General features: G+C 62.7%; 16 protein-coding genes and 1 pseudogene. 4 read left to right on the top strand and 13 right to left on the bottom strand.

Going from position 1 to position 24,580, the window contains the following annotated elements; translation table 11 throughout:
- Positions 1-84: 84 nt before the first annotated feature.
- Positions 85-741 (bottom strand): lytic transglycosylase domain-containing protein, encoded by a 657-nt coding sequence (locus ACE3P9_RS07445; protein ID WP_374492944.1) that lies wholly within the window; start codon positions 739-741, stop codon positions 85-87.
- 151 nt (positions 742-892) lie between these two features.
- On the bottom strand, positions 893-2,650 hold the full coding sequence (locus ACE3P9_RS07450; protein ID WP_374492945.1) for a proline--tRNA ligase: 1,758 nt from the start codon (positions 2,648-2,650) through the stop codon (positions 893-895).
- 256 nt (positions 2,651-2,906) lie between these two features.
- Between ACE3P9_RS07450 and ACE3P9_RS07455 the strand changes: the two genes are divergently transcribed.
- Both ACE3P9_RS07455 and ACE3P9_RS07460 read left to right on the top strand, forming a co-directional pair.
- Positions 2,907-3,629: an RNA pyrophosphohydrolase gene (locus ACE3P9_RS07455; protein ID WP_374492947.1), complete on the top strand. Its 723-nt coding sequence runs from the start codon at positions 2,907-2,909 to the stop codon at positions 3,627-3,629.
- On the top strand, positions 3,626-4,171 hold the full coding sequence (locus ACE3P9_RS07460; RefSeq protein WP_374492949.1) for a CNP1-like family protein: 546 nt from the start codon (positions 3,626-3,628) through the stop codon (positions 4,169-4,171). Before ACE3P9_RS07455 ends, ACE3P9_RS07460 begins: the two co-directional genes overlap by 4 nt.
- Before the next feature lie 130 nt (positions 4,172-4,301).
- Here the strand turns inward: ACE3P9_RS07460 and proB are convergent, their stop codons facing one another.
- From proB to rplU, 4 genes are all read right to left on the bottom strand, one after another.
- Positions 4,302-5,471 carry a glutamate 5-kinase gene (gene proB / locus ACE3P9_RS07465; protein ID WP_374492950.1) on the bottom strand — a complete coding sequence of 390 codons (1,170 nt, stop codon included), beginning with the start codon at positions 5,469-5,471 and terminating at the stop codon, positions 4,302-4,304.
- Positions 5,472-5,555: 84 nt separating this feature from the next.
- Positions 5,556-6,716: an Obg family GTPase CgtA gene (gene cgtA, locus ACE3P9_RS07470; protein WP_374492952.1), complete on the bottom strand. Its 1,161-nt coding sequence runs from the start codon at positions 6,714-6,716 to the stop codon at positions 5,556-5,558.
- A gap of 174 nt (positions 6,717-6,890) precedes the next feature.
- Positions 6,891-7,151 carry a 50S ribosomal protein L27 gene (gene rpmA, locus ACE3P9_RS07475; protein ID WP_374492954.1) on the bottom strand — a complete coding sequence of 87 codons (261 nt, stop codon included), beginning with the start codon at positions 7,149-7,151 and terminating at the stop codon, positions 6,891-6,893.
- A 19-nt stretch (positions 7,152-7,170) separates the two neighbouring features.
- A complete protein-coding gene (rplU, locus tag ACE3P9_RS07480) occupies positions 7,171-7,482 on the bottom strand; it encodes a 50S ribosomal protein L21 (RefSeq protein ID WP_374492956.1) in 312 nt (103 codons plus the stop codon).
- A 303-nt stretch (positions 7,483-7,785) separates the two neighbouring features.
- Here rplU and ACE3P9_RS07485 point away from each other — a divergent pair, with 303 nt between their 5' ends.
- The gene (locus ACE3P9_RS07485; RefSeq protein ID WP_374492987.1) at positions 7,786-8,715 is read left to right on the top strand and encodes a polyprenyl synthetase family protein; all 930 of its coding nucleotides are present in this window, start codon (positions 7,786-7,788) and stop codon (positions 8,713-8,715) included.
- Between the two features lie 182 nt (positions 8,716-8,897).
- Here the strand turns inward: ACE3P9_RS07485 and uvrA are convergent, their stop codons facing one another.
- Complete coding sequence (gene uvrA / locus ACE3P9_RS07490; RefSeq protein ID WP_374492957.1) at positions 8,898-14,957, bottom strand: excinuclease ABC subunit UvrA; 6,060 nt, start codon at positions 14,955-14,957, stop codon at positions 8,898-8,900.
- A gap of 507 nt (positions 14,958-15,464) precedes the next feature.
- On the opposite strand from uvrA, the gene ACE3P9_RS07495 reads away from it, so the two are divergent.
- The gene (locus ACE3P9_RS07495; RefSeq protein ID WP_374492960.1) at positions 15,465-16,019 is read left to right on the top strand and encodes an NADPH-dependent FMN reductase; all 555 of its coding nucleotides are present in this window, start codon (positions 15,465-15,467) and stop codon (positions 16,017-16,019) included.
- A gap of 175 nt (positions 16,020-16,194) precedes the next feature.
- Here ACE3P9_RS07495 and ACE3P9_RS07500 read toward each other — a convergent pair whose 3' ends face one another.
- The 6 genes and pseudogenes from ACE3P9_RS07500 to ACE3P9_RS07525 form a co-directional block, all read right to left on the bottom strand.
- Positions 16,195-18,357: a dynamin family protein gene (locus tag ACE3P9_RS07500; protein WP_374492962.1), complete on the bottom strand. Its 2,163-nt coding sequence runs from the start codon at positions 18,355-18,357 to the stop codon at positions 16,195-16,197.
- Positions 18,354-19,763: a right-handed parallel beta-helix repeat-containing protein gene (locus ACE3P9_RS07505; RefSeq protein WP_374492963.1), complete on the bottom strand. Its 1,410-nt coding sequence runs from the start codon at positions 19,761-19,763 to the stop codon at positions 18,354-18,356. The genes ACE3P9_RS07500 and ACE3P9_RS07505 overlap by 4 nt, the downstream gene beginning before the upstream one ends.
- A 212-nt stretch (positions 19,764-19,975) precedes the next feature.
- Positions 19,976-20,785: a hypothetical protein gene (locus tag ACE3P9_RS07510; protein ID WP_374492965.1), complete on the bottom strand. Its 810-nt coding sequence runs from the start codon at positions 20,783-20,785 to the stop codon at positions 19,976-19,978.
- 66 nt (positions 20,786-20,851) lie between these two features.
- The gene (locus ACE3P9_RS07515; protein WP_374492967.1) at positions 20,852-22,360 is read right to left on the bottom strand and encodes a dynamin family protein; all 1,509 of its coding nucleotides are present in this window, start codon (positions 22,358-22,360) and stop codon (positions 20,852-20,854) included.
- Between the two features lie 68 nt (positions 22,361-22,428).
- Complete coding sequence (locus ACE3P9_RS07520; RefSeq protein ID WP_374492968.1) at positions 22,429-24,159, bottom strand: dynamin family protein; 1,731 nt, start codon at positions 24,157-24,159, stop codon at positions 22,429-22,431.
- A 114-nt stretch (positions 24,160-24,273) separates the two neighbouring features.
- Positions 24,274-24,384: pseudogene (locus ACE3P9_RS07525) on the bottom strand (IS3 family transposase); the annotation flags it as partial.
- Positions 24,385-24,580 lie beyond the last annotated feature (196 nt).

Raw genomic sequence — 24,580 nt, forward strand, 5'->3', positions numbered from 1 at the left:
CCTTTTCAGGGGCCTGGCTGTTTTCGTGCCCCGAAAGGCGAGGACGCAGAAGGGGACACTTACAGCTCCCCTTCTTCCCCGCAATCACAGCACCCAGCGCCGCTGGGCTCCGAAGACGGCATTCGGATACTGAGGTTGGCCACGCGATCCGTTGTAGCGACCGAGCGCCATGTACATGTTGCCGCTCTCGCGGTAGAGGTAGTGGCGCAAGATGACACAGCCAAAGCGCAGATTGGTCTGCATGTGAAAGAGCTTGCCGGGGTCGCCATCGCCGATCTGACGCACCCAGAACGGCATGACCTGCATGAGTCCGCGAGCGCCCACATTGGAGATGGCGAACTTGCGGAAATTGCTCTCGACCTGAATGAGCCCCAGCACCAGGGACACCTCGAGCGCGGCACGGGTGGCCTCATACCATACCGTCTGCAGAAATTCCTGCCGCGTGAAATCGTTGATCATGCGGTTGCCGAGGCGCTGGCTCATGCTGGTGAGCCAGTAGCGGTATTCCATTTCGCTTTTGCGATCAAAGAACACCGGCACCGGCGGTGCGCTGTAGGCAATGGCCGAGCTCAGGGCCGTGCGCACGGAATCGGCCAGATACTCCTCCTTCTGGGCACCGGCCTGGGCCTGCTGCCACGTGCCGGCGCCAGCCAGACCGGCCACCACGCCTGCGCTGCGGCGCAGCTGCTGCGCGAGCCATGCCCGGCGGGGCAGCAGCCCTTCTTCCTTGTTCCACTCCATTGGCTGTGCTGAATGTGTCACCATCTTGTCTGGGCTGCCCCCTGACGGGAGCATGCCGTGCATATTCTCGGGCCCGCCATGATACTGCTGTACTGCAGTCACTCCGGAATGCCGCGCGGGCCGATGGCGCAGCACCCCGGGGTGTGCACCATCAGGCCTGTGCAGCGGCAGCCACACGGGCACTCAGGAAGGCATCGATGTCCTGCAGGGGCACCTTGGTGGCGGCCGTATCGCGACGATGCTGGTATTCGCACTCGCCCGCGGAAATGCCCCGGTCAGAGAGCACCACGCGGTGCGGCACCCCGATGAGCTCCCAGTCGGCGAACATGACACCGGGACGCTCGCCACGGTCATCGAGCATGACATCGACCCCTGCGGCCTGGAGCGCATCGTGCAGGCGCAGCGCCTCGGTGCGCACGGCCTCGCTGCGATCCATGCCGATGGGGCAGATCACCACCGTGAAGGGGGCAATCGCATCGGGCCAGATCATGCCGCGTTCGTCATGGTTCTGCTCGATGGCCGCTGCCGGCAGGCGCGTGATTCCGATGCCGTAGCACCCCATCTCGAAGCATCGGGCCTTGCCGTTCTCGTCGAGGAAGGTGGCATTCATGGCCTTGCTGTACTTGGTGCCGAGGTAGAAGATATGGCCGATCTCGATGCCGCGCTCGATGGCCAGCACGCCCTTGCCGTCCGGCGCAAGGTCCCCCTCGACCACATTGCGCAGATCGGCCACCAGCTCGGGCTCGGGCAGATCGCGGCCCCAGTTCACCCCGGTCAGGTGGACATCGGGCTGGTTGGCCCCACAGATCCAGTCTGCCATCACGGCCACCTCGCGGTCTGCCACGAGATGCACCGGCTTCTGCAGCCGCAGCGGCCCCAGATAGCCGGGGCGGCAGCCGAAGTGCTCGACGATCTCGGTCTCGGTGGCAAAGCGGAAGCCCTGGTCAAGACCCGGGATCTTGCCGACCTTGACTTCATTCATGTCATGGTCGCCGCGCAGCAGCAGCAGCCAGACCTCCACTCCGACGATGTCGCCGGCGTCATCGAGCGTATCGGTCGCCAGCACGAGCGACTTGACCGTGCGCTGCAGGGGCACTCCCAGCAGGGCAGCCACATCGGCGCAGGTACTCTTGCCGGGTGTGGGCGCCTCGACCAGAGGTTCGGTGGCGGCCGCACGGGACTGCGTGGGAGCCAGGGCCTCGGCCTTCTCGATGTTGGCCGCGTAGGCGCTGGTCGGGCAGTAGACGATGGCATCCTCGCCGGTGGCGGCGATGACCTGGAATTCCTCGCTCAGATCGCCCCCGATGGCGCCGCTGTCGGCCGCCACCGCACGGTAGTCCAGACCAAAGCGGTCGAAGGCACGGCGATAGGCCTGCGCCATGTTCTGGTAGCTGGCCTTGGCGCCTTCGACATCCTTGTCGAAGCTGTAGGCGTCCTTCATGATGAATTCGCGCCCCCGCATCAGGCCGAAGCGCGGACGGCGCTCGTCGCGGAACTTGGTCTGGATCTGGTAGAGGTTCTTGGGCAGCTGCTTGTAGCTGCGCAGATCCTGCCGCGCAATGTCGGTCACCACTTCCTCGCTCGTGGGCTGGATCACGAAGCGGTTGTCATGGCGGTCCTGAATGCGCAGCAGCTCGGGGCCCATCTTGTCGAATCGCCCGGTCTCCTGCCACAGCTCGGCCGGCTGGACGACAGGCATGGTGATCTCGATGGCGCCGGCGCGGTTCATTTCCTCGCGCACGATGGCCTCGACCTTGCGAATCACCCGCAGCCCCATGGGCATGTAGGTATAGATGCCCGCCCCCATCCGCTTGATGAAGCCGGCCCGCATCATGAGCTTGTGGCTGACAACCTCGGCATCGGCCGGGGCGTCTCGAAGGGTGGTGATCAGAAACTGGGAAGCTTTCATGGAAATCTGTGATGCCTTGTGGAATGAGAATCAGAATCGGGAACCGGCCTCGCGTCGCACACGGACGCGCATGTCGCCAGGCCCCTTGTGCAGCAAAGGAAGAAGCCGCGGCAGCGCCCGTAGCGGAGGCGGCGCACCCTGCAGCGGCCGAACCTCGGGCGGGCAGGCGGGCGGCTCGGTCCCATCCCCCTATTTTCGTAGATAAGGAGGCCGTTGCCGTGCATAATGGATTCAATGACAAAATTTGGAGTTGATCATGCTCGACCGGGAAGGTTTTCGTCCCAATGTCGGCATTATTCTGCTCAACCGCAAGAATCAGGTGTTCTGGGGCAAGCGTATCCGCACCCACAGCTGGCAGTTTCCCCAAGGCGGCATCGACCGTGGCGAGTCGCCGGAGCAGGCCATGTACCGCGAACTGCACGAGGAGGTGGGACTGCATCCCCACCACGTGCGGATCGTGGCACGCACCCGAGACTGGTTGCGCTATGAAGTGCCAGACCGCTACATCCGCCGCGAAGCCCGCGGCCACTACAAGGGCCAGAAGCAGATCTGGTTCCTGCTCCAGCTCCTCGGACAGGACTGGGAGCTCGACCTGCGCGCCACCGACCATCCCGAGTTCGATGCCTGGCGCTGGAACGACTACTGGGTGCCGCTCGATGTGGTGGTGGAATTCAAGCGCGGCGTCTACGAGATGGCCCTGACGGAACTCGCTCGCTTTCTGCCGCGCACCGACCATCGCAACCGCTACCTGCGTGCAAACCACAAGCCCCGTCTGGATCAGGAGATCCAGATTCCGGCGTCTGCCCGCAACCGTGGCATGCCCGGCGCTCGCGGGGTGGACATGGCCGACTTCAGCCTGCCACCTGACGCAAGCTACGACCCCATTCCCACCGGAAGCCTGCAGGCCCGCCCTTCCCACGCCGGCAAGGGCCCCGATGCCATGCCTCCGTCCCCGGCCGATCCCACTGCCCACCCATGAAACCCATTGCTCCGCTCGCCGGTGCCTGCCTTCTGGTCGGCACCCTGGTCACTGTTCTGCTGTCTCCCGTGGCCCAGGCTGCACCGGCCTACGATGCCGAAGCCGCACAGCGCAACTGGCAGGAAGGCCCGGTGCCACCGGCACCCGCCCTGTCGACACGGCATCTCGAAAAGGTGCCCATGCCCGGCTATTCCGCCATCACCGTGCAGGTCGATGTGGATTCGCTCACCCTGGGGCAGGATGGCGTGGTGCGTTATGTGGTGCTGCTCAGCAGCAAGGAGGGCGCGCGGTCAGCCTTCTATCAGGGCATCAACTGCCGCCTGTGGCAGGTGCGGACCTATGAGCGCTATCGCTTCGACCTCACCCCTGCGCGCTGGGAAGCAGCCGATGACGCCTGGAGCGACTTGGCCCTGGAGCGCAGCCGCTATGCCATTGCCATTGCACAAGATGGCCTCTGTGACGATGCCACTCCGCCCATCTCCACCGACGATGCCCGGCGCCGCTTCGGCCACAACCGCTATTGGTCCAACACGTCCTGGTGAAGGGGGCGGTTCCTTCTTTTCCCCATCGCCAGCCCTGGGGAAGTAAGGGCCTGCAGTCCCGGATGCCGTTCCAGGCGCTGCAGGGCTCTGTGGCTGGATGCGTGGTCCCCCCACAGCCTACAGCGGGCGGTCAGCCCTGCGCGTGCCAGTCGGAGAGCACAAGGTTGTCGCGGTGGATCATCTCCGCCTCGGCCACGTAGCCGAGCAGCGACTCGATCTGGCTGGACGGCTGGCGGCAGAGCTGGCGCGCTTCCTCGCTGGAGTAGTTGGCCAATCCACGGGCAATCTCGGTGCCTGAGGGATCGCAGATCGTGATGACCTCGCCGCGCCGGAACTCTCCATCCACGCCGATCATGCCGATGGGCAGCAGACTCTTGCCGTCATGCACAAGCTTGCTCACGGCCCCTGCATCGATCCGCACCGAGCCATGCACCTGCAGGTGATCGGCGATCCACTGCTTGCGGGCCTGGAGCTTCTGGGTGGCCGCCACGAGCACAGTGCCCACCACCTCGCCCTTCAGCAGCCGCAGCAGTGCCTCGGGCTCGCGCCCCCAGGCAATGACCGTGCTGGCGCCGGAACGCGCCGCACGGCGGGCAGCCAGAATCTTGGTGAGCATGCCGCCCTTGCCGATGCTGCTGCCGCTGCCGCCGGCCATGGTTTCGAGCACCGGATCGCCGGCCTCGCCCACGGCGATGAGGTGGGCATCGGGATGCTTGCGCGGATCGGCATCGAACATGCCGCGCTGGTCCGTCAGAATCACCAGCAGGTCGGCTTCGACCAGATTGGCGACCAGCGCTCCCAGGGTGTCGTTGTCGCCTACCTTGATTTCGTCGTTGACGACAGTGTCGTTCTCGTTGATGACGGGCAGCACTCCCAGATGCAGGAGGGTCAGCAGCGTGGAACGGGCGTTGAGATAGCGCTCGCGGTCGGCCAGATCGGCGTGCGTAAGCAGCACCTGGGCAGAATTGAGTCCATTGGCCCGGAGCTTGGTTTCGTACATCTGTGCCAGCCCCATCTGCCCCACGGCTGCAGCGGCCTGCAGCTCATGGATTTCCTTGGGACGGCTGGCCCAGCCGAGGCGCTTCATGCCCTCGGCCACGGCACCGCTCGACACCATGATGACCTCGAAGCCCTGGTGGCGCAGCTCGGCGAGCTGACGGCACCATTCGCCAATGGCCTGCTCGTCGAGACCACGCCCTTCGTTGGTGACCAGGCTGGAGCCCACCTTGACCACGATGCGCCGCGCATGGCGCAGGATGTCACGTGCCAGCAGGGGATCGGGGGTGAGCAGTTCAGACATGTCGGACAGGAAATGGAAGGGGAAAAACGGACGGCACGAATGCAGGCGGGCACGTCACGGACGTGCCCGGTATCTGCGGCTGGGTCAGGATGCGGAAGGCTTGCCGCGTCCCGCCGTGCGCCGCCGGGGAGATGCAGAATGCTTGACCCGGGACTTGGCCGGCGCTGCCACGGGAGCCTCGCCCTCCAGATCGACGAAACGGGGGTCGATCTCCTGCGGCGGCTGTTCGGCCACCTGTTCGTGATGGATGTGCTCGTAGATGGCACGGATGAGCGGTTCGCACCCTTCACGCGTGAGCGCAGAGATGGCATGCACCGGACCTTTCCAGCGCAGGCGACGCACCAGATCGGCGATGCGGGCCTCGCGCTCCTCGGCAGGCACCATGTCGAGCTTGTTGAGCACCAGCCAGCGGGGCTTGGCGTACAGGCCGGCATCGTACTTCCGCAGCTCGCCCACGATGGCACGGGCCTGCGCGACCGGATCGATGCCCTCGTCGAACGGGGCCATGTCGATGACGTGCAGCAGCAGGCGCGTGCGCTGGAGATGGCGCAGGAACTGGTGCCCCAGGCCGGCCCCTTCGGCGGCCCCCTCGATCAGGCCGGGAACATCGGCCACGACAAAGCTCTGTTCGGGCCCCACACGCACCACGCCCAGATTGGGATGCAGGGTGGTGAAGGGGTAGTCTGCAATCTTGGGCCGTGCGTTGCTCACGGCCGCAATGAAGGTGGACTTGCCGGCATTGGGCATGCCGAGCAGCCCCACATCGGCCAGCACCTTGAGTTCGAGCTTGAGGCTTCTGCGCTCGCCCGGATGCCCCAGCGTCTTCTGCCGGGGGGCTCGGTTGATGGCGCTCTTGAAGCGCAGGTTGCCAAAGCCGCCATCACCGCCCTTGGCCATGAGCACCGGCTCGTTGGGCACGAGCAGCTCGTGCAGCACTTCGCCCGTCTCGGCGTCGCTCACGATGGTGCCGACCGGCATCTTGAGGGTGATGTCCTCGCCGGCCGCGCCGAACATGTCGGATCCCATGCCATGCTGGCCGCGCCGTGCCTCGAAGCGGCGTGCATAGCGGTAGTCGACCAGCGTGTTGAGGTTGGGATCCGCCACGGCCCAGACGTGGCCGCCGCGTCCGCCGTCCCCGCCGTCGGGGCCGCCGAATTCCTTGTATTTTTCATGGCGGAACGAAGCGCAGCCATTGCCGCCGTCGCCCGCTGCGATGTCGATGAACGCTTCGTCTACGAATTTCATGCCTGGGTCCTGTGGATCGGCCTGCGGGCCGCCCGGTGATGGGTGCGATTGTAGGGCAGGCCCGGGTGCGGGCCCGCAAAAAGCACAAGCCCCGAACCAGTCGGGGCTTGTGCGAGCCGGCCCGCGCCCGAAGGCACTGGCCGGCAAAGGGAGGAACGAACCTGCCGCGCCGGATTATTCGGCGGGGGTCACGTCCACCACATGCTTGTTGAGCGCGCCGCGCGTCACGAAGGACACGTGACCGTCGACGAGCGCAAACAGGGTGTGGTCCTTGCCGATGCCCACGTTGTTGCCGGCGTGGAAACGGGTACCACGCTGGCGCACGATGATGGAACCTGCGCTGATGTGTTCACCGCCGAACGCTTTCACGCCCAGCATCTTGGGCTTGGAATCGCGCCCGTTGTGCGTAGAGCCGCCGCCTTTCTTATGTGCCATGAGTTACTCTCCTTGGGCTTCAAGCGTTGATGGAAGCGATTTCCAGCTCGGTGAACTGCTGGCGATGGCCCTGGCGCTTCTGGTAGTGCTTGCGGCGGCGCATCTTGAAGATGCGGACCTTGTCGTGCTTGCCATGGGCGAGCACCTTGGCTACCACGGTTGCGCCGGAAACCAGGGGAGTACCCACCTTCAGGCTGTCGCCGTCGCCGACGGCCAGCACCTGATCGATGGTGATCTCTTGTCCTTCGTCCGCAGCAATCTGTTCTACCTTGATCTTGTCGCCGGCTGCTACGCGATACTGCTTGCCGCCGGTTTTTATGACTGCGTACATTGTTGAAACCTTCAAATGAATGAAATTTGCCAGACGAATTTCCGGCAAGAGCGGGATTTTACCCTGAGCCCTGGCGGAGACGCAAGTCCTTCTGTCACAAAAGGATTTTGGCCTGATCAGGGACAGGGCAAGCTCGGGGGCCCGGCACCTTTGCGGGGCATGGCTTCTATAATTTGAGGTCTTCGCAGGGGGCGGGTTCCGTCTCCTTGTTTCTCATGGCCCTGCGGGGCCGCTTCCGCACCACGGGATTCCACCTTGCCTGCCTCCAACGTACAGTCTGCCCTCGCCCTGATCGCCCCCGACATGCAGGCGATGGATCGCGTGATCCACGCGCGGCTGAACACGGGGGTGCCGCTGGTGAGCCAGGTGTCGCAGTACATCATCGGCGCGGGGGGCAAGCGGCTGCGCCCGGCGCTGCTGCTCATGATGGCAAAGGCGCTCGGCTATCAGGGCGAGCAGCACTACCTGCTGGCGGCGGTGGTGGAGTTCATCCACACGGCCACGCTGCTGCATGACGACGTGGTCGATGAGTCGACCCTGCGTCGGGGTCGGCCGACGGCCAATGTGTCCTTCGGCAATCCGGCGAGCGTGCTGGTGGGCGATTTTCTGTATTCGCGCTCGTTCCAGATGATGGTGGAAGTGCAGAACATGCGCGTCATGGAGATCCTGGCCGGGGCGACCAACACCATTTCGGAGGGCGAGGTGCTGCAGCTCATGAACATGCACGACGCCTCGCTCACGACCGAGGACTATCTGCATGTGATCCGCTCCAAGACGGCCAAGCTGTTCGAGGCCTGCACGCGCATCGCTGCGGTGCTGCAGGGCTGCAGCGCCGAGCGCGAGGAGTGCTGCGCAACCTATGGACAGGCGCTGGGCACGGCCTTCCAGATCATCGACGATGTGCTCGATTACGAGGGACAGGCCGAGGAGATGGGCAAGAATCTGGGCGACGATCTGCGCGAGGGCAAGACCACGCTGCCGCTGATCATTGCCATGCAGAAGGCCCCGGCGGAACAGGCCGCCGTGATCCGTCACGCGATCGAACACGGCTCGGTGGAGGCGCTCGACGAGGTAGTGGCCATCGTGCGCAGCACTGGCTCGCTGGCCGATGCACGGGTGGTGGCAGCGGCCGAGGCCGACCGTGCCATTGCTGCGATTGCCGATCTGTCCGACAACGCCCATGCCCAGGCACTTCGCGCACTGGCACTGGGTCTGCAGGAACGCCGGAGCTGATCTTCCGGGCGTTCCGGCATCTGTCGCTGCGCCTGCACAGCGGGTGCATGGCGGCCGCATGGCTCTTGCCTTCTGCCCACTCCATGGGGAAAGCGTCCCTCTGAAAGCAGCAGAGGCAGAGCAGCAGAGACGTGGGATGCATGCACATCCCATCCGCTTCTGCCCTGCTCTTTCGGGCCGAGTCAGTGGGGCAGCACGTCCCCGCTGCGTGCCAGCACGGGGGCAAGTGCCTGACCGGTGTGGCTGCCGCTGGCGACGACGGCTTCCGGCGTGCCGGCGACCACCAGACGCCCGCCGCCGCTGCCGCCTTCGGGTCCCAGATCGAGCATCCAGTCGGCTTCGGCCATGACATCAAGGTCATGCTCGATGACGATGACGCTGTGGCCTGCATCGGCCAGGCGATGGAGCACCCGGATGAGTTTTTCCACGTCGGCCATGTGCAGGCCCACGGTGGGTTCATCGAGCACGTACAGGGTATGGGGCACCTTTTGCCCCCGGCGGCCTACGTCGTCCCGGACCTTGGTGAGCTCGGTGACGAGCTTGATGCGCTGGGCTTCGCCACCGCTCAGGGTCGGTGAGGCCTGTCCGAGGGTGAGGTAGCCCAGCCCCACGTCCTGCAGCAGGCGCAGCGGATGCGCAATGGCCGGCATGCTGGCGAAGAAGTCGACGGCTTCGTCCACTTCCATGCGCAGCACGTCGCCGATGCTGCGGCCGCGCCAGGTGACGGCGAGGGTCTGGGGATTGAAGCGCGCCCCATGGCAGGTTTCGCACACGACCTTGACATCGGGCAGGAAGCTCATCTCGATGGTGCGCATGCCCTGTCCCTCGCAGGCGGGGCAGCGTCCCTCGCCGGTGTTGAAGCTGAAGCGGCCGGGGCCGAAGCCGCGTGCCTGCGCTTCCAGGGTGGAGGCGTAGAGCTTGCGGATGGCATCCCAGAAGCCGACATAGGTCGCCGGGCAGGAACGGGGGGTTTTGCCGATGGGGGTCTGGTCCACCTCCAGTACGCGGGCGATGCCCTCGTAGCCGGTGACAGACGCGCAGCCCGTCCAGGCCGGGCGCTCGCCCTGGGCGTCGGCCTCGCGTCCGGCGCGGGTGGAGCGCTGGAGTACGATGGCCTCGACATTGGCGAGCAGCACGTCGCGCGCCAGGGTGGACTTGCCCGATCCGCTCACGCCGGTGACGACCACCAGACGGCCCAGGGGCACGTCAGCATCGAGGTGCTGCAGATTGTGCAGGGTGGCGTCGCGCACATGGAGCATCGGCGTGGCGTCCTCGCCAGGGCCGGTCTGCACCGCGCGGCGCGGCTGCATGGGGTGGCGCATGGCATGGAGCAGGTAGCGGCCGGTGACGGAGTCGGGTGCGGCCTCGACATCGGCCACGGTGCCCTGGGCCACCACGCTGCCGCCCCGCACGCCGGCTCCCGGACCGATGTCGATGACGTGGTCGGCACGGCGAATGGTGTCCTCGTCGTGCTCCACCACGAGCAGGGTGTTGCCCTTGCCGCTGAGGTCCTGCAGGGCATCGAGCAGGATGTGGTTGTCCCGCGGGTGCAGGCCGATGGTAGGTTCGTCGAGCACATAGCACACGCCCTGCAGGTTGCTGCCGAGCTGGGCTGCCAGACGGATGCGCTGTGCCTCGCCGCCACTGAGAGTGGGGGCGCCACGGTCGAGTGTGAGGTAGCCGAGTCCGACCTGCTGCAGAAACGCGAGGCGGGAGCGGATCTCGGGCAGGATGTCGCGGGCAATTTCGGCGGCGCGGCCTTCGGGCTGCAGCCGGTCGAACCAGTCGGCCAGTGCCTGCACGCTCATGCGCGCCAGCGCAGTGATGGCGACACCGCCCTGGCCGGGCGCCGTGCCGGGAACGGCTGCAGCCAGCTCCTCGGGCACGGGCAGCCGCACGGCGCGGGCCACGGGATTGAGACGGGTGCCGCCGCAGGCCGGACAGGGCTGTTCGCCCACGCCGTCGACCTCCGGTTCGGCAAAGCTCTGCTCGCGGCCCTTGGCATCGCGCTCCTGCACGGAATCGTCGAGCGCGCGGCGCTGGTCGGCCGTGAGGCGCACGCCGGTGCCCACGCATTCGGGACACCAGCCATGCTTGCTGTTGTAGCTGAACAGGCGCGGATCGAGCTCCGCATAGCTGGTGCCGCAGGTGGGACAGGCCCGCAGGGTGGAAAAGACTTCCAGCGTGCCGAGGGCTGCCGTGGAACTGCCGGCAGCCATGGCCTCTGCGAGCCCATCGAGGGGGGCCAGCACATGGAGCACGCCCTTGCCATGCCGAAGGTCTGCCGCCACGCCGTCGCGCAGCAAACGCTCCTGTGCAGGGGTGACGTGCAGACTGAGCACGGGCAGCTCGATGGTGTGCTCGCGGTAGCGGTCGAGGCGCGGAAACCCCTGGGTAGGCACGAACTCGCCATCGACCCGCAGATGGGTGTAGCCATGGGTGCGCGCCCATTCCGCCACTTCGGTATAGATTCCCTTGCGCCCACTGACCAGGGGGGCCAGCAGGCCGATGTGCTGTCCGCGATGCCGCGCAAGGATGCGCGCCACGATGCGTTCGGGTGTCTGCGGCTCCACAGGGGTGCCGTCGTGGATGCAGTGCTGCACCCCGAGCTTGACGTACAGGAGGCGCAGGAAATGCCAGACCTCGGTGGTGGTGCCGACGGTGGACTTGCGCCCGCCACGGCTCAGGCGCTGCTCGATGGCCACGGTGGGGGGAATGCCGAACACCGCATCCACCTCGGGCCTGCCGGCCGGCTGCACCATGCTGCGCGCATAGGCATTGAGGCTCTCCAGATACCGGCGCTGCCCCTCGTTGAACACGATGTCGAAGGCCAGGGTGGACTTGCCCGAACCGCTCACGCCGGTGATGACGTTGAAGCGTCCGCGCGGAATGTCGACCGAGAGGTGCCGCAGGTTGTGCTCCTGTGCATTGACCACCTCGATGGCATCGGGTGGACACTGGGCCCGCAGTCCTCCGGAAGCGGACGTCGGTGCCGGTGCGGGGCCGGCAGGCATCGCCTTGCCCGCTCCATGGGGCGACGTGCCCCAAGGCAGCCGCGCCTCAGACACTCCCGGTCGCCCGGACGATGTGCCGGCCCGAGAAAAGCCCATGGCCAGGTCGTACTCGCGCAGCGCCTCGCCGGTGTGGCTGGTGGGGTGGGCACGGATGGCATCGGGCGTGCCCTGCGCCACCAGCTCGCCCCCTGCGTCGCCCCCTTCGGGGCCCAGGTCGATCACCCAGTCGCTGGCGCGGATCACGTCGAGGTTGTGTTCGATCACGACGAGCGAATGCCCTGCATCGAGCAGCTGGGCAAAGGCCCGCATCAGCTTGGCGATATCGTCGAAGTGCAGGCCCGTGGTGGGCTCGTCGAACAGGAACAGGGTGCCCTTGTGCGCCACCCTCTGCCGGGTGGCCGTGCGCCGCTCGGCCGCCTCGGCCAGAAAGCCCGCCAGCTTGAGCCGCTGCGCCTCGCCGCCGCTGAGGGTGGGAACAGGCTGGCCAAGCCGCACGTAGTCCAGCCCCACGTCCTGCAGCGGACGCAGGGCGCGCTGCACGGCCCGGTCGAGCACGTCCCCCCTGTCGAAGAGTCCCAGCGCCTCGCCCACCGTGAGCTCCAGCACATCCGCCACGTTCCAGGTGCGCCCTGCGCGCTCGATGGTCACCTCCAGCACCTCGGGACGATAGCGCCGGCCGTTGCAGTCCGGGCAGCGCAGATACACGTCGCTCAGGAACTGCATCTCCACGTGCTCGAATCCGCTGCCGCCGCAGGTCGGACAGCGCCCATCGCCGCTGTTGAAGCTGAATTTGCTGCCGGTGTAGCCCCGCTCGCGCGACAGGGGCGCTGTGGCAAAGAGCTGCCGGATGGAGTCCCACGCTCCCACGTAGCTGACGGGCGTGGAGCGTGCCGTCTTGCCTATGGGCGACTGGTCGACGAACACCACATCGGCCAGGTGGTCGGCTCCCAGCAGACGCTCGAACGCGCCGGGAGCCTCGGTGGCCTTGCCGAACTGGCGCAGCAGCGCCGGCGCGAGCACATCCTGCACCAGCGTGGACTTGCCCGATCCCGACACCCCGGTGATGCACACCAGCCGTTCGAGCGGCAGCTCCAGCGAGAGGTGCTTGAGGTTGTGGGCGCTCACCCCTTCCAGAATCAGGCGCGGCGTGCCGGGCAGCACCGCACGCGGATGCCAGCGCGCAGGGTCGATCACCTGCCGGCGCCCGCCCAGGTACTGCCCCGTCAGGGTATCGGCATGACGGAGTGCTTCGAAGGGGCCATCGAACACGATGCGCCCGCCCTGCTCGCCCGGCCCCGGGCCCATGTCGATCAGCCGGTCGGCCGCCCACATGACGGCCGGATCGTGTTCCACGACCACCAGCGTGTTGCCCGCATCGCGCAGGCGCAGCATCGCCTCGGTAATGCGGTGCATGTCGCGCGGATGCAGGCCGATGCTCGGCTCGTCGAGCACAAAGAGCGTGTTGACCAGCGACGTGCCCAGCGCCGTGGTCAGATTGATGCGCTGCACCTCGCCGCCGGACAGGGTGCGGCTCTGGCGGTCGAGCGTGAGGTAGCCGATGCCCACCTCGTCCAGATACCGCAGGCGGGTCTGCATCTCCTCGAACAGCAGCCGGCGCGCCTGGGCATCGGCCCCTGCGTCGGCTGCTTCCCCCGTTCCGGCACACACGCTATCCGCTTGCTCTTTTGGTGCGCTGCAAGGTGTTTCCGCCAGCCGTGCAAAAAAAGCCCGCAGCCGTGTGATCGGCAGCAGCATCAGGTCATGCAGGCACAGCCCGGGAAGGGCTTCGAGCTGCGCCCGCGTCCATGCCACCCCCTGCGGCATGAAGCGCTCGCCCGGTGCCAGCACAGCGTCGGCATCGTCCTTGCTCCCGATGCGCCACAGCAGGCTCTCCGTGCGCAGCCGGGCACCGTGGCAGGTCGGGCATTCGGTGTAGCTGCGGTACTTGGACAGCAGCACCCGAATGTGCATCTTGTAGGCCTTGCTCTCCAGATAGTCGAAGAACCGCTGAATGCCATACCACTGGTGCTCCCAGTTCCCCTCCCGAAAATCCGGCGCCCCTCCGATCACCCAGTGCCGCTGCTCCGGCGTGAGGCGGTTCCAGGGCGTGTCCCGCGGAATCCCCGCCGCCCCCGCATAGCGCAGCAGATCCCGCTGCACCTCCGCCCAGGCCGGCGTCTGGATGGGCCGTATGGCCCCCTTGCGCAGGGTGAGCCGCTCGTCGGGCACCACCAGCCCCCAGTCCACCCCGATCACCCGTCCAAAGCCCCGGCAGGCCTCGCAGGCGCCCACCGCCGAATTGAAGGAGAACATGGACGGAATCGGTGCGTGGTAGGCCACTCCGCTCTCCGGGCACTGCAGACCATCCGAATACGGCCAGCGCTGGTCCTCACCACCGGCTTCGGACACCTCCCCGCCGGCAACGCCCAGGGCATACACCGTCAGGCGCCCTCCTCCGTGGCGCAGGGCCACCTCGATCGCCTCCACCACGCGGGCCCGTTCGGTGGCCCCCATCCGGAAACGGTCTGCCACCACGTCGAGCACCTTGCGGCCCGCCTCCGTGCGCTCGGCCTGCACCCGCACGAACCCGCTGGCGCTCAGCCACTGCTGCACTTCTTCCGGCGAAGTCTGCTCCGGCAGCTCCACGGCAAACGTCACCACCAGCCGGGGATCGCCCGCCGCAGCTGCCCGCCGCTGCAGATCGGCATAGATCGAATCCGCATCGTCAGCCCGCACCGGCAGCGCCGTCTCGCGGTCGAACAGGTGGGCAAAACGGGCAAAAAACAGCTTCAGATGGTCGTTGAGCTCCGTCATCGTGCCAACCGTCGACCGGCTGGTGCGCACCGGGTTGGTCTGGTCAATCGCAATCGCTGGCGGCACCCCGTCCACCCGATCCACCGCAGGCTTGTCCATGCGGTCCAGAAACTGCCGGGCATAGGCACTGAACGTCTCCACATAGCGACGCTGCCCCTCGGCAAACAGCGTGTCGAACACCAGACTCGACTTGCCCGAGCCGCTCGGCCCCGTCACCACCGTCAGCTCACCCGTGCGGATATCCACATCGAGATGGCGCAGGTTGTGCTGCCGCGCCCCGCGAATGCGGATCAGCCGCCCCAGATACCCCGCCTCACCGGACGACGGCGCACCCCCCGGCACTGCTGCCCCATGCACAGGCTCCTCCGGCCCCTCCGCAGAAACACCCGACGACACATTCACCACATCACTCATGACCACGGCCCGAATAAAACAACACAGGTGCGCCCCCCCAAAAAGGCAGCGCCGCACCCCCTGTATCCATCCATGCGACAGCATATCCGGCAGACAGCCCGCATCCACTCCTGTCCCGGCGCAGGCCCCTCGATGCATCCCAGGCACCATCGAAACCTTCCACCGGGCCCTGGCAGATGGGGCCATGCCTGCCGCTTTGCAATCCACACCCCACGCGCAGCATACCCCGCCGCTCACCCGCCCGCCCCTCATCCGGCAGCTGGCACATTCCCACCCCGCCTGCAAGCCGCCAGCCCCAATCCCCCACATCCCGGCTCCCCATGGCCACACCCCATGCCCCAATCCACCCTGCTGCCTACAATGGGCTGCAACGGATGCAGGCCCCGTCATGGTTCCCGACCATGGCAGCGCCTGCGCAGGACATGCAGGTCGTCATGCGCGGGCTCCCGGCCACCGCCGTTATTGCCATCTTCCCCCACGGGAACCGGAAAAAAAGGAACCTTTTCCATGAGTCAAACCCAGATCGCCGTCATCGTCGGCAGCCTGCGCAAGGATTCCATCAACCGCAAGCTTGCCCAGGCCCTCGCCACGCTGGCCCCCGCCGACTTCACCCTCAAGATCGTCGAAATCGGCGACCTCCCCCTCTACAACCAGGACGACGACGCCCAGCAGGCCGCCAGCGTCCTGCGCATGAAGGCCGAAATCGCCGCCGCACAGGGCGTCATCTTCGTCACTCCCGAGTACAACCGCTCCATCCCCGGCGTCCTCAAGAATGCCCTCGACCACGGCTCGCGCCCCTACGGCCAGAGCGTGTGGGGCGGCAAGCCCGCCGGCGTCCTCGGCGCCTCCCCCGGAGCCATCGGCACCGCCCTGGCCCAGCAACACCTGCGCAACGTGCTCGCCTTCCTCAACATGCCCACCCTGGCCCAGCCCGAAGTCTTCCTCCACGTGGACGACTCCACCTTCTCCCCCGAAGGCGGCTTCGCCACCGACCGCACCCGCGCCTTCATCCAAACCTGGATGAACGCCTACACCGCCTGGGTCAAGAAACAAACCGCCTGAACCCCGGCATCAGAAGCGCATAAAAAGAGAACCCCGCCGGAATGGCGGGGTTCTCTTTTGGTGGTGGGAGTCGAATCCACAATCAAGTCCATCCCGCACCAGCAAAGGCAGTGCGATGGAAAAACACGCCCCCCACTGACCCAGCAAAGCACTGGAGTGCCTTGCTTGGCGACCTCTACAGTCCAGTACGGCGGATGGTCTCGACCTCTTCACGCGCCTGCTGGATGACAGGCATCAGAGATTGGTACTCATCGATGCGCGCTTGTTTATGCCCGAATTCCTCCTCTAGGCGGGCCATCTCAAGCTGCAAGCTGTCTGACAAGGTTTGTTGCAGGCTGTCGCGCACAGTTTGAAGCTGAAACAGCAGTTTTTCCGCCTGCTGCTCAAAAACAGTCTTCAACCGCTCAAATACATTCTGCAAAGCCTTGTTCAGGGTAGCACGCAGGGCATCCATGTCCTGGCTGCGCACGCGGCCGCTGAACTGGCTGGTGAGAGCGTCAGCCGCATTGCCTATGGGCAGCTCTAATTCCGGAATGTGCAGCTGCTCCAATGCATCCTCCAGGACGTGACGGAACTCGCGTGCGTCAAACTCCTGCTGCTGGCGGCTCAACTCATCCACCAGCGCTTTGCGCAGATCCTTCTTGAGGGCTTGCGCATTGATCAGCTGGCCAAAATGCGCCTCGATCGAGCGTGCACAACTGCGTTCGTAGCGGCTCAGCGACTCCACCGCATCCGCAGCCGAAAGATATTCGTAGCTGATGCTTTGGGTGGAATAGACCGTCCGCGTACTTCCCCATGTCCAAAACTTATACCAGGTGGAATTACTCACTTGGTAAGAGCGCGTACGCTCTTCCGTACCCGTACGGGTTTGAATGTCGGCATGCTCCTGTGCATCTTGCGCCAGCCCATTCAACAGCTGGCGGCTTTGCGCATGAGCCTCATCCAGAACCTTGGACGTCACGCGATTCAATTGCTGGGCAATGCCGTCCAGCCTCCGTGCCAGCTGGTCTTGCTGCTTTTGCAGCGCTTTCAGATCGCCCGTTTGCAATTGCTGGATGCGGCGCTGTGCTTCTTCCTGCAAGGCATTCAGCAACCCATCGATAGAGTTGGCAACATCCACATACATCGCGCTTTTCTGCTGCTGCAAGGTAGCGCGTTTGTTGCTGCGCTCCGCATCGTAGGCAGCTCGCAAGGGGGCAAATCCAGCCATTTCCTCCCATTCGGCAGTTTTCAGCCCATCCGGCCGCATCCAGCACTCTTCGGCCAAGCTGCTGATCTGTGCATATACATGGCGCATGCTCTCGTCCCAGCGGTCTTGCGGCCAGCTGGCAAAACCATGTGCAAAGGTGCTGGCAAACAGCGGCATTTTCAGGCTGCGCAGCAAGGTGGCAATGGGGCGGCCGACGGCATCGGGCTCTGCCCCGGCGCTGCCCCCCGCCATGGCATCGCGGCGCTGCGCCAGCTTTTCCATTTCGGCCGCGGCCCGATGCGACAAGCGGGTACGCACGTTGTGCAGCGTTTCCTGCAGTGATGTGCGGTCATAGCCATCATCCAGCACCACCGCATCGAGTTGCCCTGCCACCAGCACCATGCGCTTGATTCCGCTGTCAGGCAACTGCTGGCCCAGCAGATCAATGTCGGACTGATCCAGAAACTGGCTGCAGCGCGACAGGAAAAACACCACATCGCACTGCTCCATATACTGCCGCGTCTTGATGGTGCGGCTCAGCACCGGGTCGTTCATGCCAGGAGTGTCGACCACGTCAAAGCCGCGCAGCTCGTCCATGGGCAGGTACAGGTGCGTCATTTTCACCAGCGGGGTGTGGCGGCCGTTGTTGCCCACAAAGTCGTTGAGCAAGGCCATCAGGCTGTCCAGGTCGGGGGCGCTGTGTGTCTGCACGGCGCCTTGCTGCGCAGCCAGCACCTGAGCAGCATCCACGCCCTTGGCCTGCAGCAGGCTCACCAGTTCGCGCGCCACCTTGCTGGCCTGGCTTGCATCGGCCTGCGCGGCAGCGGCTTCAATATCCGCCCATTCCTTGGCGGAATAGAACTCCACGTCCAGCGCGTAGCCCGGTCCCCAGGTGATGCGCGTGAGGTTGGCTGTTTTGGGCGTAGCCGCCTGGGGCAGCACCGGCTTGCCATCGAACAGCAAGGCGTTCAGAAAGGTGCTTTTGCCCGCCTTGACCTGACCCATGATGCCGATGCGCAGGTTCAGCGTCTCCAGGTCGTTCGCAAAGCGTGCCTGCTTTTCGTGCAGGGCGCGCTCTTGTGCTTCAATGGGCTCGATGCAGGCTTCCATGGATTTTTTCCAGGGCGCAAAATAACGATGCAATTTCATTTTTTCAGTGTGATATTTTCTTGTGCATTGCAGTCATTGGTATATTCAATAGTTGAACTTCCATTAAGCCAACAGTCATTAATGCTTTTATCACCCCTATTGTACAACCAGAAATTTGCAGCAGTACATTCTTCGAATGCAATACAAACAATGCTGTCACTTTCGAAATACCCATAGGCACTGCAATTATCAAAAACAGAGTTGGAAATCAGGGAACCGGATGCAAAAAACATATATTCACAGAATACACTGCTTCCCCTGACTACTCCTCCGCCCTCCATAACGCCATAAGCCCTGGCATTTTGAAATACACATTTCTCCGCCTTGAAAAAATTCTCTCCTTGAAAATAAACATCAGAACCGCAAAGCGACTTGTTTTCTGAAAACCCGCATTCCGTGATAGAAGTCGTGCTTCTATTGAGCACAAGCGCCGCCCCTCTGGCATCCATGGATGACGATCCACAATCGTGAATTGTGCATCTCGACAGTGTCAAGTTTGTCGCATCAGCGCATAAGAATCGATACCCCTTGGCAGTTGCACGGCAGTCGTTAAAGACTGCTGAGGGGGAGGAATGAATCTCCATCGCAAAGTCCGTACAATTCCTCTCACCGATTGCATTCAGGTGATTGACCTCCACATTCAGCCGTCCGGAAAAATAAACACCCAAAGGATCGATCCAGGTGCAATTCTGAATGCTGACCGCACCTTCTTCAGCAATGGTTTTCAGCGCTATGCCTTTATGCGCATCAAAAACAACAAAACAGCCTTCCATCGACCACCCCTGGTTCACTGAGATGCTTTGCGAAAGCTTCCACAATCCACCGTGCATGCCCGCCAGCAGTTTTTCCGCGGTCAGGTCTTCAAAAATAAAGGTATGCCAATGCTTGCAGGTCTCAAAATCAAAGGCAGCCAGGCGTTCACGTGTGCTCGCATCCAGCAGAGGCTGGGCCACGCCCAGCACCGTGCTTGCCAAGTCGACCAGGCTGCACACGGTGGCATCGTCCAGGTCCAGTTGGTACGCCAGTTCGGCCATGGCACGTTGCTGGGGTTCACTGGGCACGGCATCCAGTCGCGCCAACACCAGGGCATCCATGAGCAACGTCGCGCCGGCTTTTTCGTCTTTGATGGCCTCGATGGCTTCGCGCATCTTGGCTTCATCTGCATCAAGAGCGGCCTGCAAGATGCTGGCCTGCATATCGGCCAGCCCGGCCGCCTTGAGCAGCAGGCCAAACAGGCGGCTTTGGTGTGCCCCCAACGTGGATTGGCTGAGCAGCAGCATGGCCAGCAGAGTGAAATACTGGTGCCGCACATGCTCGTCGGATTCGGCCAGCACATGCGGATCAGGCAGCGATGTCTGCTCTTCGCGCAGGGCCAGCAGGGTAGACAGGAGTTTTTCGGTTTGCATAGTGGCTGTAGCTGAAGAAATATAAAAAACAAACGGGCAGTGCGCGTTTGAGGTTGCAGGTAACCATTCAACGCCAAACAAGCGCTCAGCGGCAATTGCGCTGCATGGGAAAATTCAACGGGCAAATTTTTTGCTGCAGGCATCAGCACACCGCGAAGCGGTGCGAGCGATGGTTGGTCTGGTTTGAAGTATTGCGGCGCCATTTGCAAGCATCAGCCCCTGAGTTGCTTTACACGTCTGGGCATTTCTTTACTCCAGACTTTAGAGGAAGGCGACAGTTCAAAAAAGACAAATCCTTCATCTCCATCATTTTGTTTCATGGACTCCAATAAATATCCATTGGATGACGCATAGAACGATTTCGCACCTGCTCTGATGCGCTCACCTTTTTTGCAGAAATGCCCCGTCACGTCGAGATGAAAATCCTGCATCGATTTGGGAAAATCGCTTGCATACCCCAAAACCAGATCCGACAGGCCAGCAGCATAGCGCACGTCATGCTCAGGCATTGCAGTGGCTGCAGCATATTCCATAACGATTTTCTGCTGAGCAGAGTGCAGCTGTGGCTGTTCCAGGCGCATCAGCACCAGCGCATCGGCCAGCAGGCACTCTGAAAAACAATCATGCTGACTGGACAGTTGCAAAAAACTGGTCACGTCTGCAGGCTGAATGCGGTAGGCCTTGGCCAGCAAGTCGGCCATTTGCCCGGGCAGGTTGAGCGCATTGAGCAGCAGGCCCAGCAGGCGTTGCTGCGCCGCACCCAGTGGCCCCGCCACCATGAGCATGGCGCACAGCAAGGTGGCGTATTGCTGGCGGGTACGTTTGTCGGCAATGGCCAGGTGGTGTTTGGGCAAAGGCTGCGTGTTTTGCAGTGCGGCATCCAGCCCCAGCTCAAGAGCTTGTGCGGCTGTACTGGCAGAAGTGGCGGTCGAGGCGTCAGCTGCCTGCTGAAGGCGCTTCGCCAGTTGCCCCAGTACATGGGCAATTTCCTGAAACTCCTGAAGCGGTTGTTCTTGGTTCATGACGATAATTGAGTATGTTGATTCGCTCGCTTGCAGCAACCCATGCAGTGAATGCACCGCGATGTGTCATGCACTTTGCCAAGGCAGTTGTTGCCTGGGATATTGCAGAAGTTTCGCCAGACGGGGGCTGGGGCCAGTGGCTGCGTTTGCAAAGCTGAGCAACGACAGAAGGGACTTCGTGGCGCCATGCCGCAGCAGAGCGTCGCGCCGCCACGGTTCAGGCTTGCTCGCGCCCAATGCTTGCAAAATGTGTGCGTAGTCCGGCTCGGGAGCGCCTTGGCGTTCGCGTTCGGCGCGCAGCATGGTCAGAAGGTTGACTTCACATAAATCCAGCAGTTCCACGGCTGAGGGTTCTGGCAGAGCGATGCTGAATTTTTCACCCGTTTTTTTCAATTGCATAAACCAGTTGCCTGAAAACGCTTTCAGGCCTTCTGTCTGGGCTTGCAGGTGGGTACGTTCTTGCTGCGCGCGATCGATCAGGCCTTGCACATCTTGTGCGGCGTCATCATCGTCCACCAGCGCAACGATGCGATTCAGGCGGTTTAGGTGCAGATTAAGCTCACACTGCGCTTCTTCGAGGTAGCGGCTGTAGCGTAAAAATTGCCGCTTGAAGTGGCGAGCAAAATCAGGCTCACGTGGTTGGCCATTGAATTGGCCGATGGCCTGTAGCAAGGGTTCGACGGGGTATTCGGCCTTTTTGCGCGCAGAAACTGGAATGACCGCCTGCGCTGGCATGCCCCGTAGGGCCAGAGTTTGCTGCACCAGTTCAACGATACGCTGCACATCATGCGGAGTGCGCTTATCGGCACGTGTCACAGCCACAATGCGCGGAATGTTGCGGTTGATCGTTGCCAAGAAGGCAAGATCGTCTTCGGTGATATTGCCACTTTCGGCCGATACTACCCATACGATGGCGTGTGCTGTGTTGAGCTGGATACGTGCGAGTTGCGCATCGGTACGGGCACTATAGTTTTCGTCATCAGGCTTGGAATAGCCAGGCGTGTCGATAAAGGCCAGATGAGGCCAGGGGAAGTCGGGATGGGTTACGAAGGCTGCATTCAGCAGACGGCCTACGCTGCTGCCGTAGCGGACAAGCTCATCGTGCGTGAGCGTAAGAAATTCCTGCGGGCTGAGCGGGATGCAGTTGTGGTACTGGTTCAACGCCGACACGGTATGGCTGGCACCGTGCATCAGATAGGTGGGCACCGAAGTGGTCGGATCGATTTGCGTCGCCAGCAGCCGCTGCCCAAGCAGGGCGTTGATAAGGCTGGATTTTCCAGCGCTGAATCCGCCACCAAAGGCAATGGTCGTTTTTTGTGCCAGTGCAGGAAAGGCACAGAACTCACGAAACCGTTCCAGTTCCTGCTCCAGCGCGAAGTAGATGTCTGCGAAGTTGTTGGGACTGCCTTTGCGGGCCAGTTCCAGCAGGTCATGCTGCAGCAGGTACTGCATTTTTTCCAGGTCCTGTTGCACCAAGGCGCCGCTGTCTGGGGGCTGGGTAGCGCGACACAACAGCTGGTAGCGGCTGCGCAAGTCTTCAGATGAAAGGGAAGGGATGGCAGAAACGTCGGTCATTTTTGCGTGATGATGTCGATCAAGTAGATAGGTTTGCCATTCGTGGGGTGTAGACAGGCAAGCCCTGGTTATCCATGGCTTGCGTAGGAATGGGCGTACTGAATCCACTCCTGCACTTGCGTCCGGTCTGCCACGATTTGCTGCAACTGTGCAGCGAAGACTTCACGGCTGGCCTGCAAACGTTGCTGCAACTGCTGCAGCGCTGCTGCCAGCGAGTCGCGCTGTTGCGCTGCTGCCGACTGAATTTGGTCATACGCTGTATTGGCTTGCTGCTGCAGGGTCTGTGTGAGCATCGGACGGATTTGCGCGATCACTTGTGGAAATATGGTTCCCGTCAGCTGCGCTCGAATTCTCTGCCGCTGTTGTTCGCGTTGTTCTGCCTTGGCTGCATCATCGCGGGATCCAAAAAAACTGGATATGAGAACCGGAAGCAGTACGCTCGCAATCATGGCAATCGGCCCCGCCAGTTTGGGCACAAATCGCGTTAACAAAAGCCCCAGACCTTGCAGCAAGCTGGTAGATAGCGTACTGGTATCCACATCGCTGGTTGATATGGCAATTTCTGGCACGTCAACACTGCAGGCAAATTCTTCCGGGAGTGCTTCAGCCAGCCTCTCAAGGTAGCGGCGCATTTCGGGTGCAAACTCTTTCTGTATTCCTTTGGCCACAGACAATCGCACGGTCTGGCTGATGGGTGTTTTCAGGTCCAGGTCGCCAGACAGCACACAGCTGATATAGTGGTCTGTCTGGGCACACAGGGCAGATTCAACGCTCTCCAGAATATGTGCTTCAGCGCGTGGTAAGGCATCATGCAGTGCCTGAGTTTCGTCATGGAGCTTTTCTTCAAATGCAGCCATGTGGGTCTGTACTTGCGCAAGCTCAATCTGGACAGCCTCACCGTCCAGATCGTCTTTATTTTCCAGCGTTTGCAGATAGCGCGAAAAGGTGTCGAGCTGTCGCACGAGAATGGTGCCCACTTTTCTGTTGAACAGCGCTTCGGATTGCTGCTCAAGTCCATCCAGCGCTGCAATCAGTGCATTGAGGTCTTTGATGCGTGCACTGGTGACAACCGTTTCCAGGGGCGTTTGCTGCATGGCATTGGCAATATCTTGACTGACCTGCTGTGCGATGGCATTCCAATCAGCGGGCAGAACCTGATCCGCCTTGGTGATCACAGCGACTACTGGGCGATTGTGCAGTTGCAGTTCTACCAGTGCGTTGCGCACAGACTGGTGCAAGGTACCTTCCTTGGCGCTAACCACGACACAATAGGCCAAGCTGCGGTCTGCATAACCGTCTATGGCTCGGCTGTGCCTTTCTATGCCTGCATCGAGACCAGGCATATCCACCAAACACAAATGAGGCCATCGCGCCAATGTCGCCGAAGGGTAAGTAACCTCTACCCACCCACCACCTTCCAAGTGATCCAGTTCATTGTCCAGCACTTGCTGTGCCGTGAGTGGCGCGGTGCGGCCATCAGGCCAGTGTGCCGCGTAATGCGCCCTCTTCTCGCCGTACCGCAACTCAGCGGGAACCGCAGTTTGCGGATCGATACTGGTAGTAAAAACACGCTCGCCGAGCAATGCGTTAAGCAGGGAGGACTTGCCACTGCTGAAGGCCCCCATCAACGGGACACGTACGACAAACGTTTGCGATTCTTGGGCCAAGCTGTCAATCCAGTCCGTGGGGCGACCATATTTTTGCAAGATTTGCTGAATGGCCGGTGCGTTTTGCGAAAGATAGGCTTGCAGGGCGAACATAGATTTGCTGATGAGTGGAGACTTCGTGGTCTCATGCATCTTACAAGATGTAACTGACAGCTGATGTCAGTGAACTGCGCCGTTCTGGCCTCATGCTTGAACGCTTTTTTAGGTTCATCACAGTGGGCTGTTGCCGGTTCCATTGACACCGACCTAAGCTTTTTGAGCTTGCTCGAACTGTACGGGACTGAGATAGTCGAGCGTCGAATGCCGGCGCGTCGGGTTGTAGAAGCACTCGATGCAATCGAACACATCTGAACGGGCCTACCCTCAGGTACGGTACACCTTCTTGCGAACGTGTTCACGATCTGAGTGCTTCATCGACCAGCATCGACAGGCCTAACCGACGCTGTCCCTGCCATACAGGCAACGCCGCAATCCAACCACTTGAATCGTCCGCGCGTAACCCGTTGATTTCAGTGAGCTACGTAGCGGGCTCCCGCGAACTTCGGGCCATTGG

It is taken from the genome of Allobrachymonas sp., assembly GCF_041912815.1.
Lineage (GTDB): Bacteria > Pseudomonadota > Gammaproteobacteria > Burkholderiales > Burkholderiaceae_C > Brachymonas.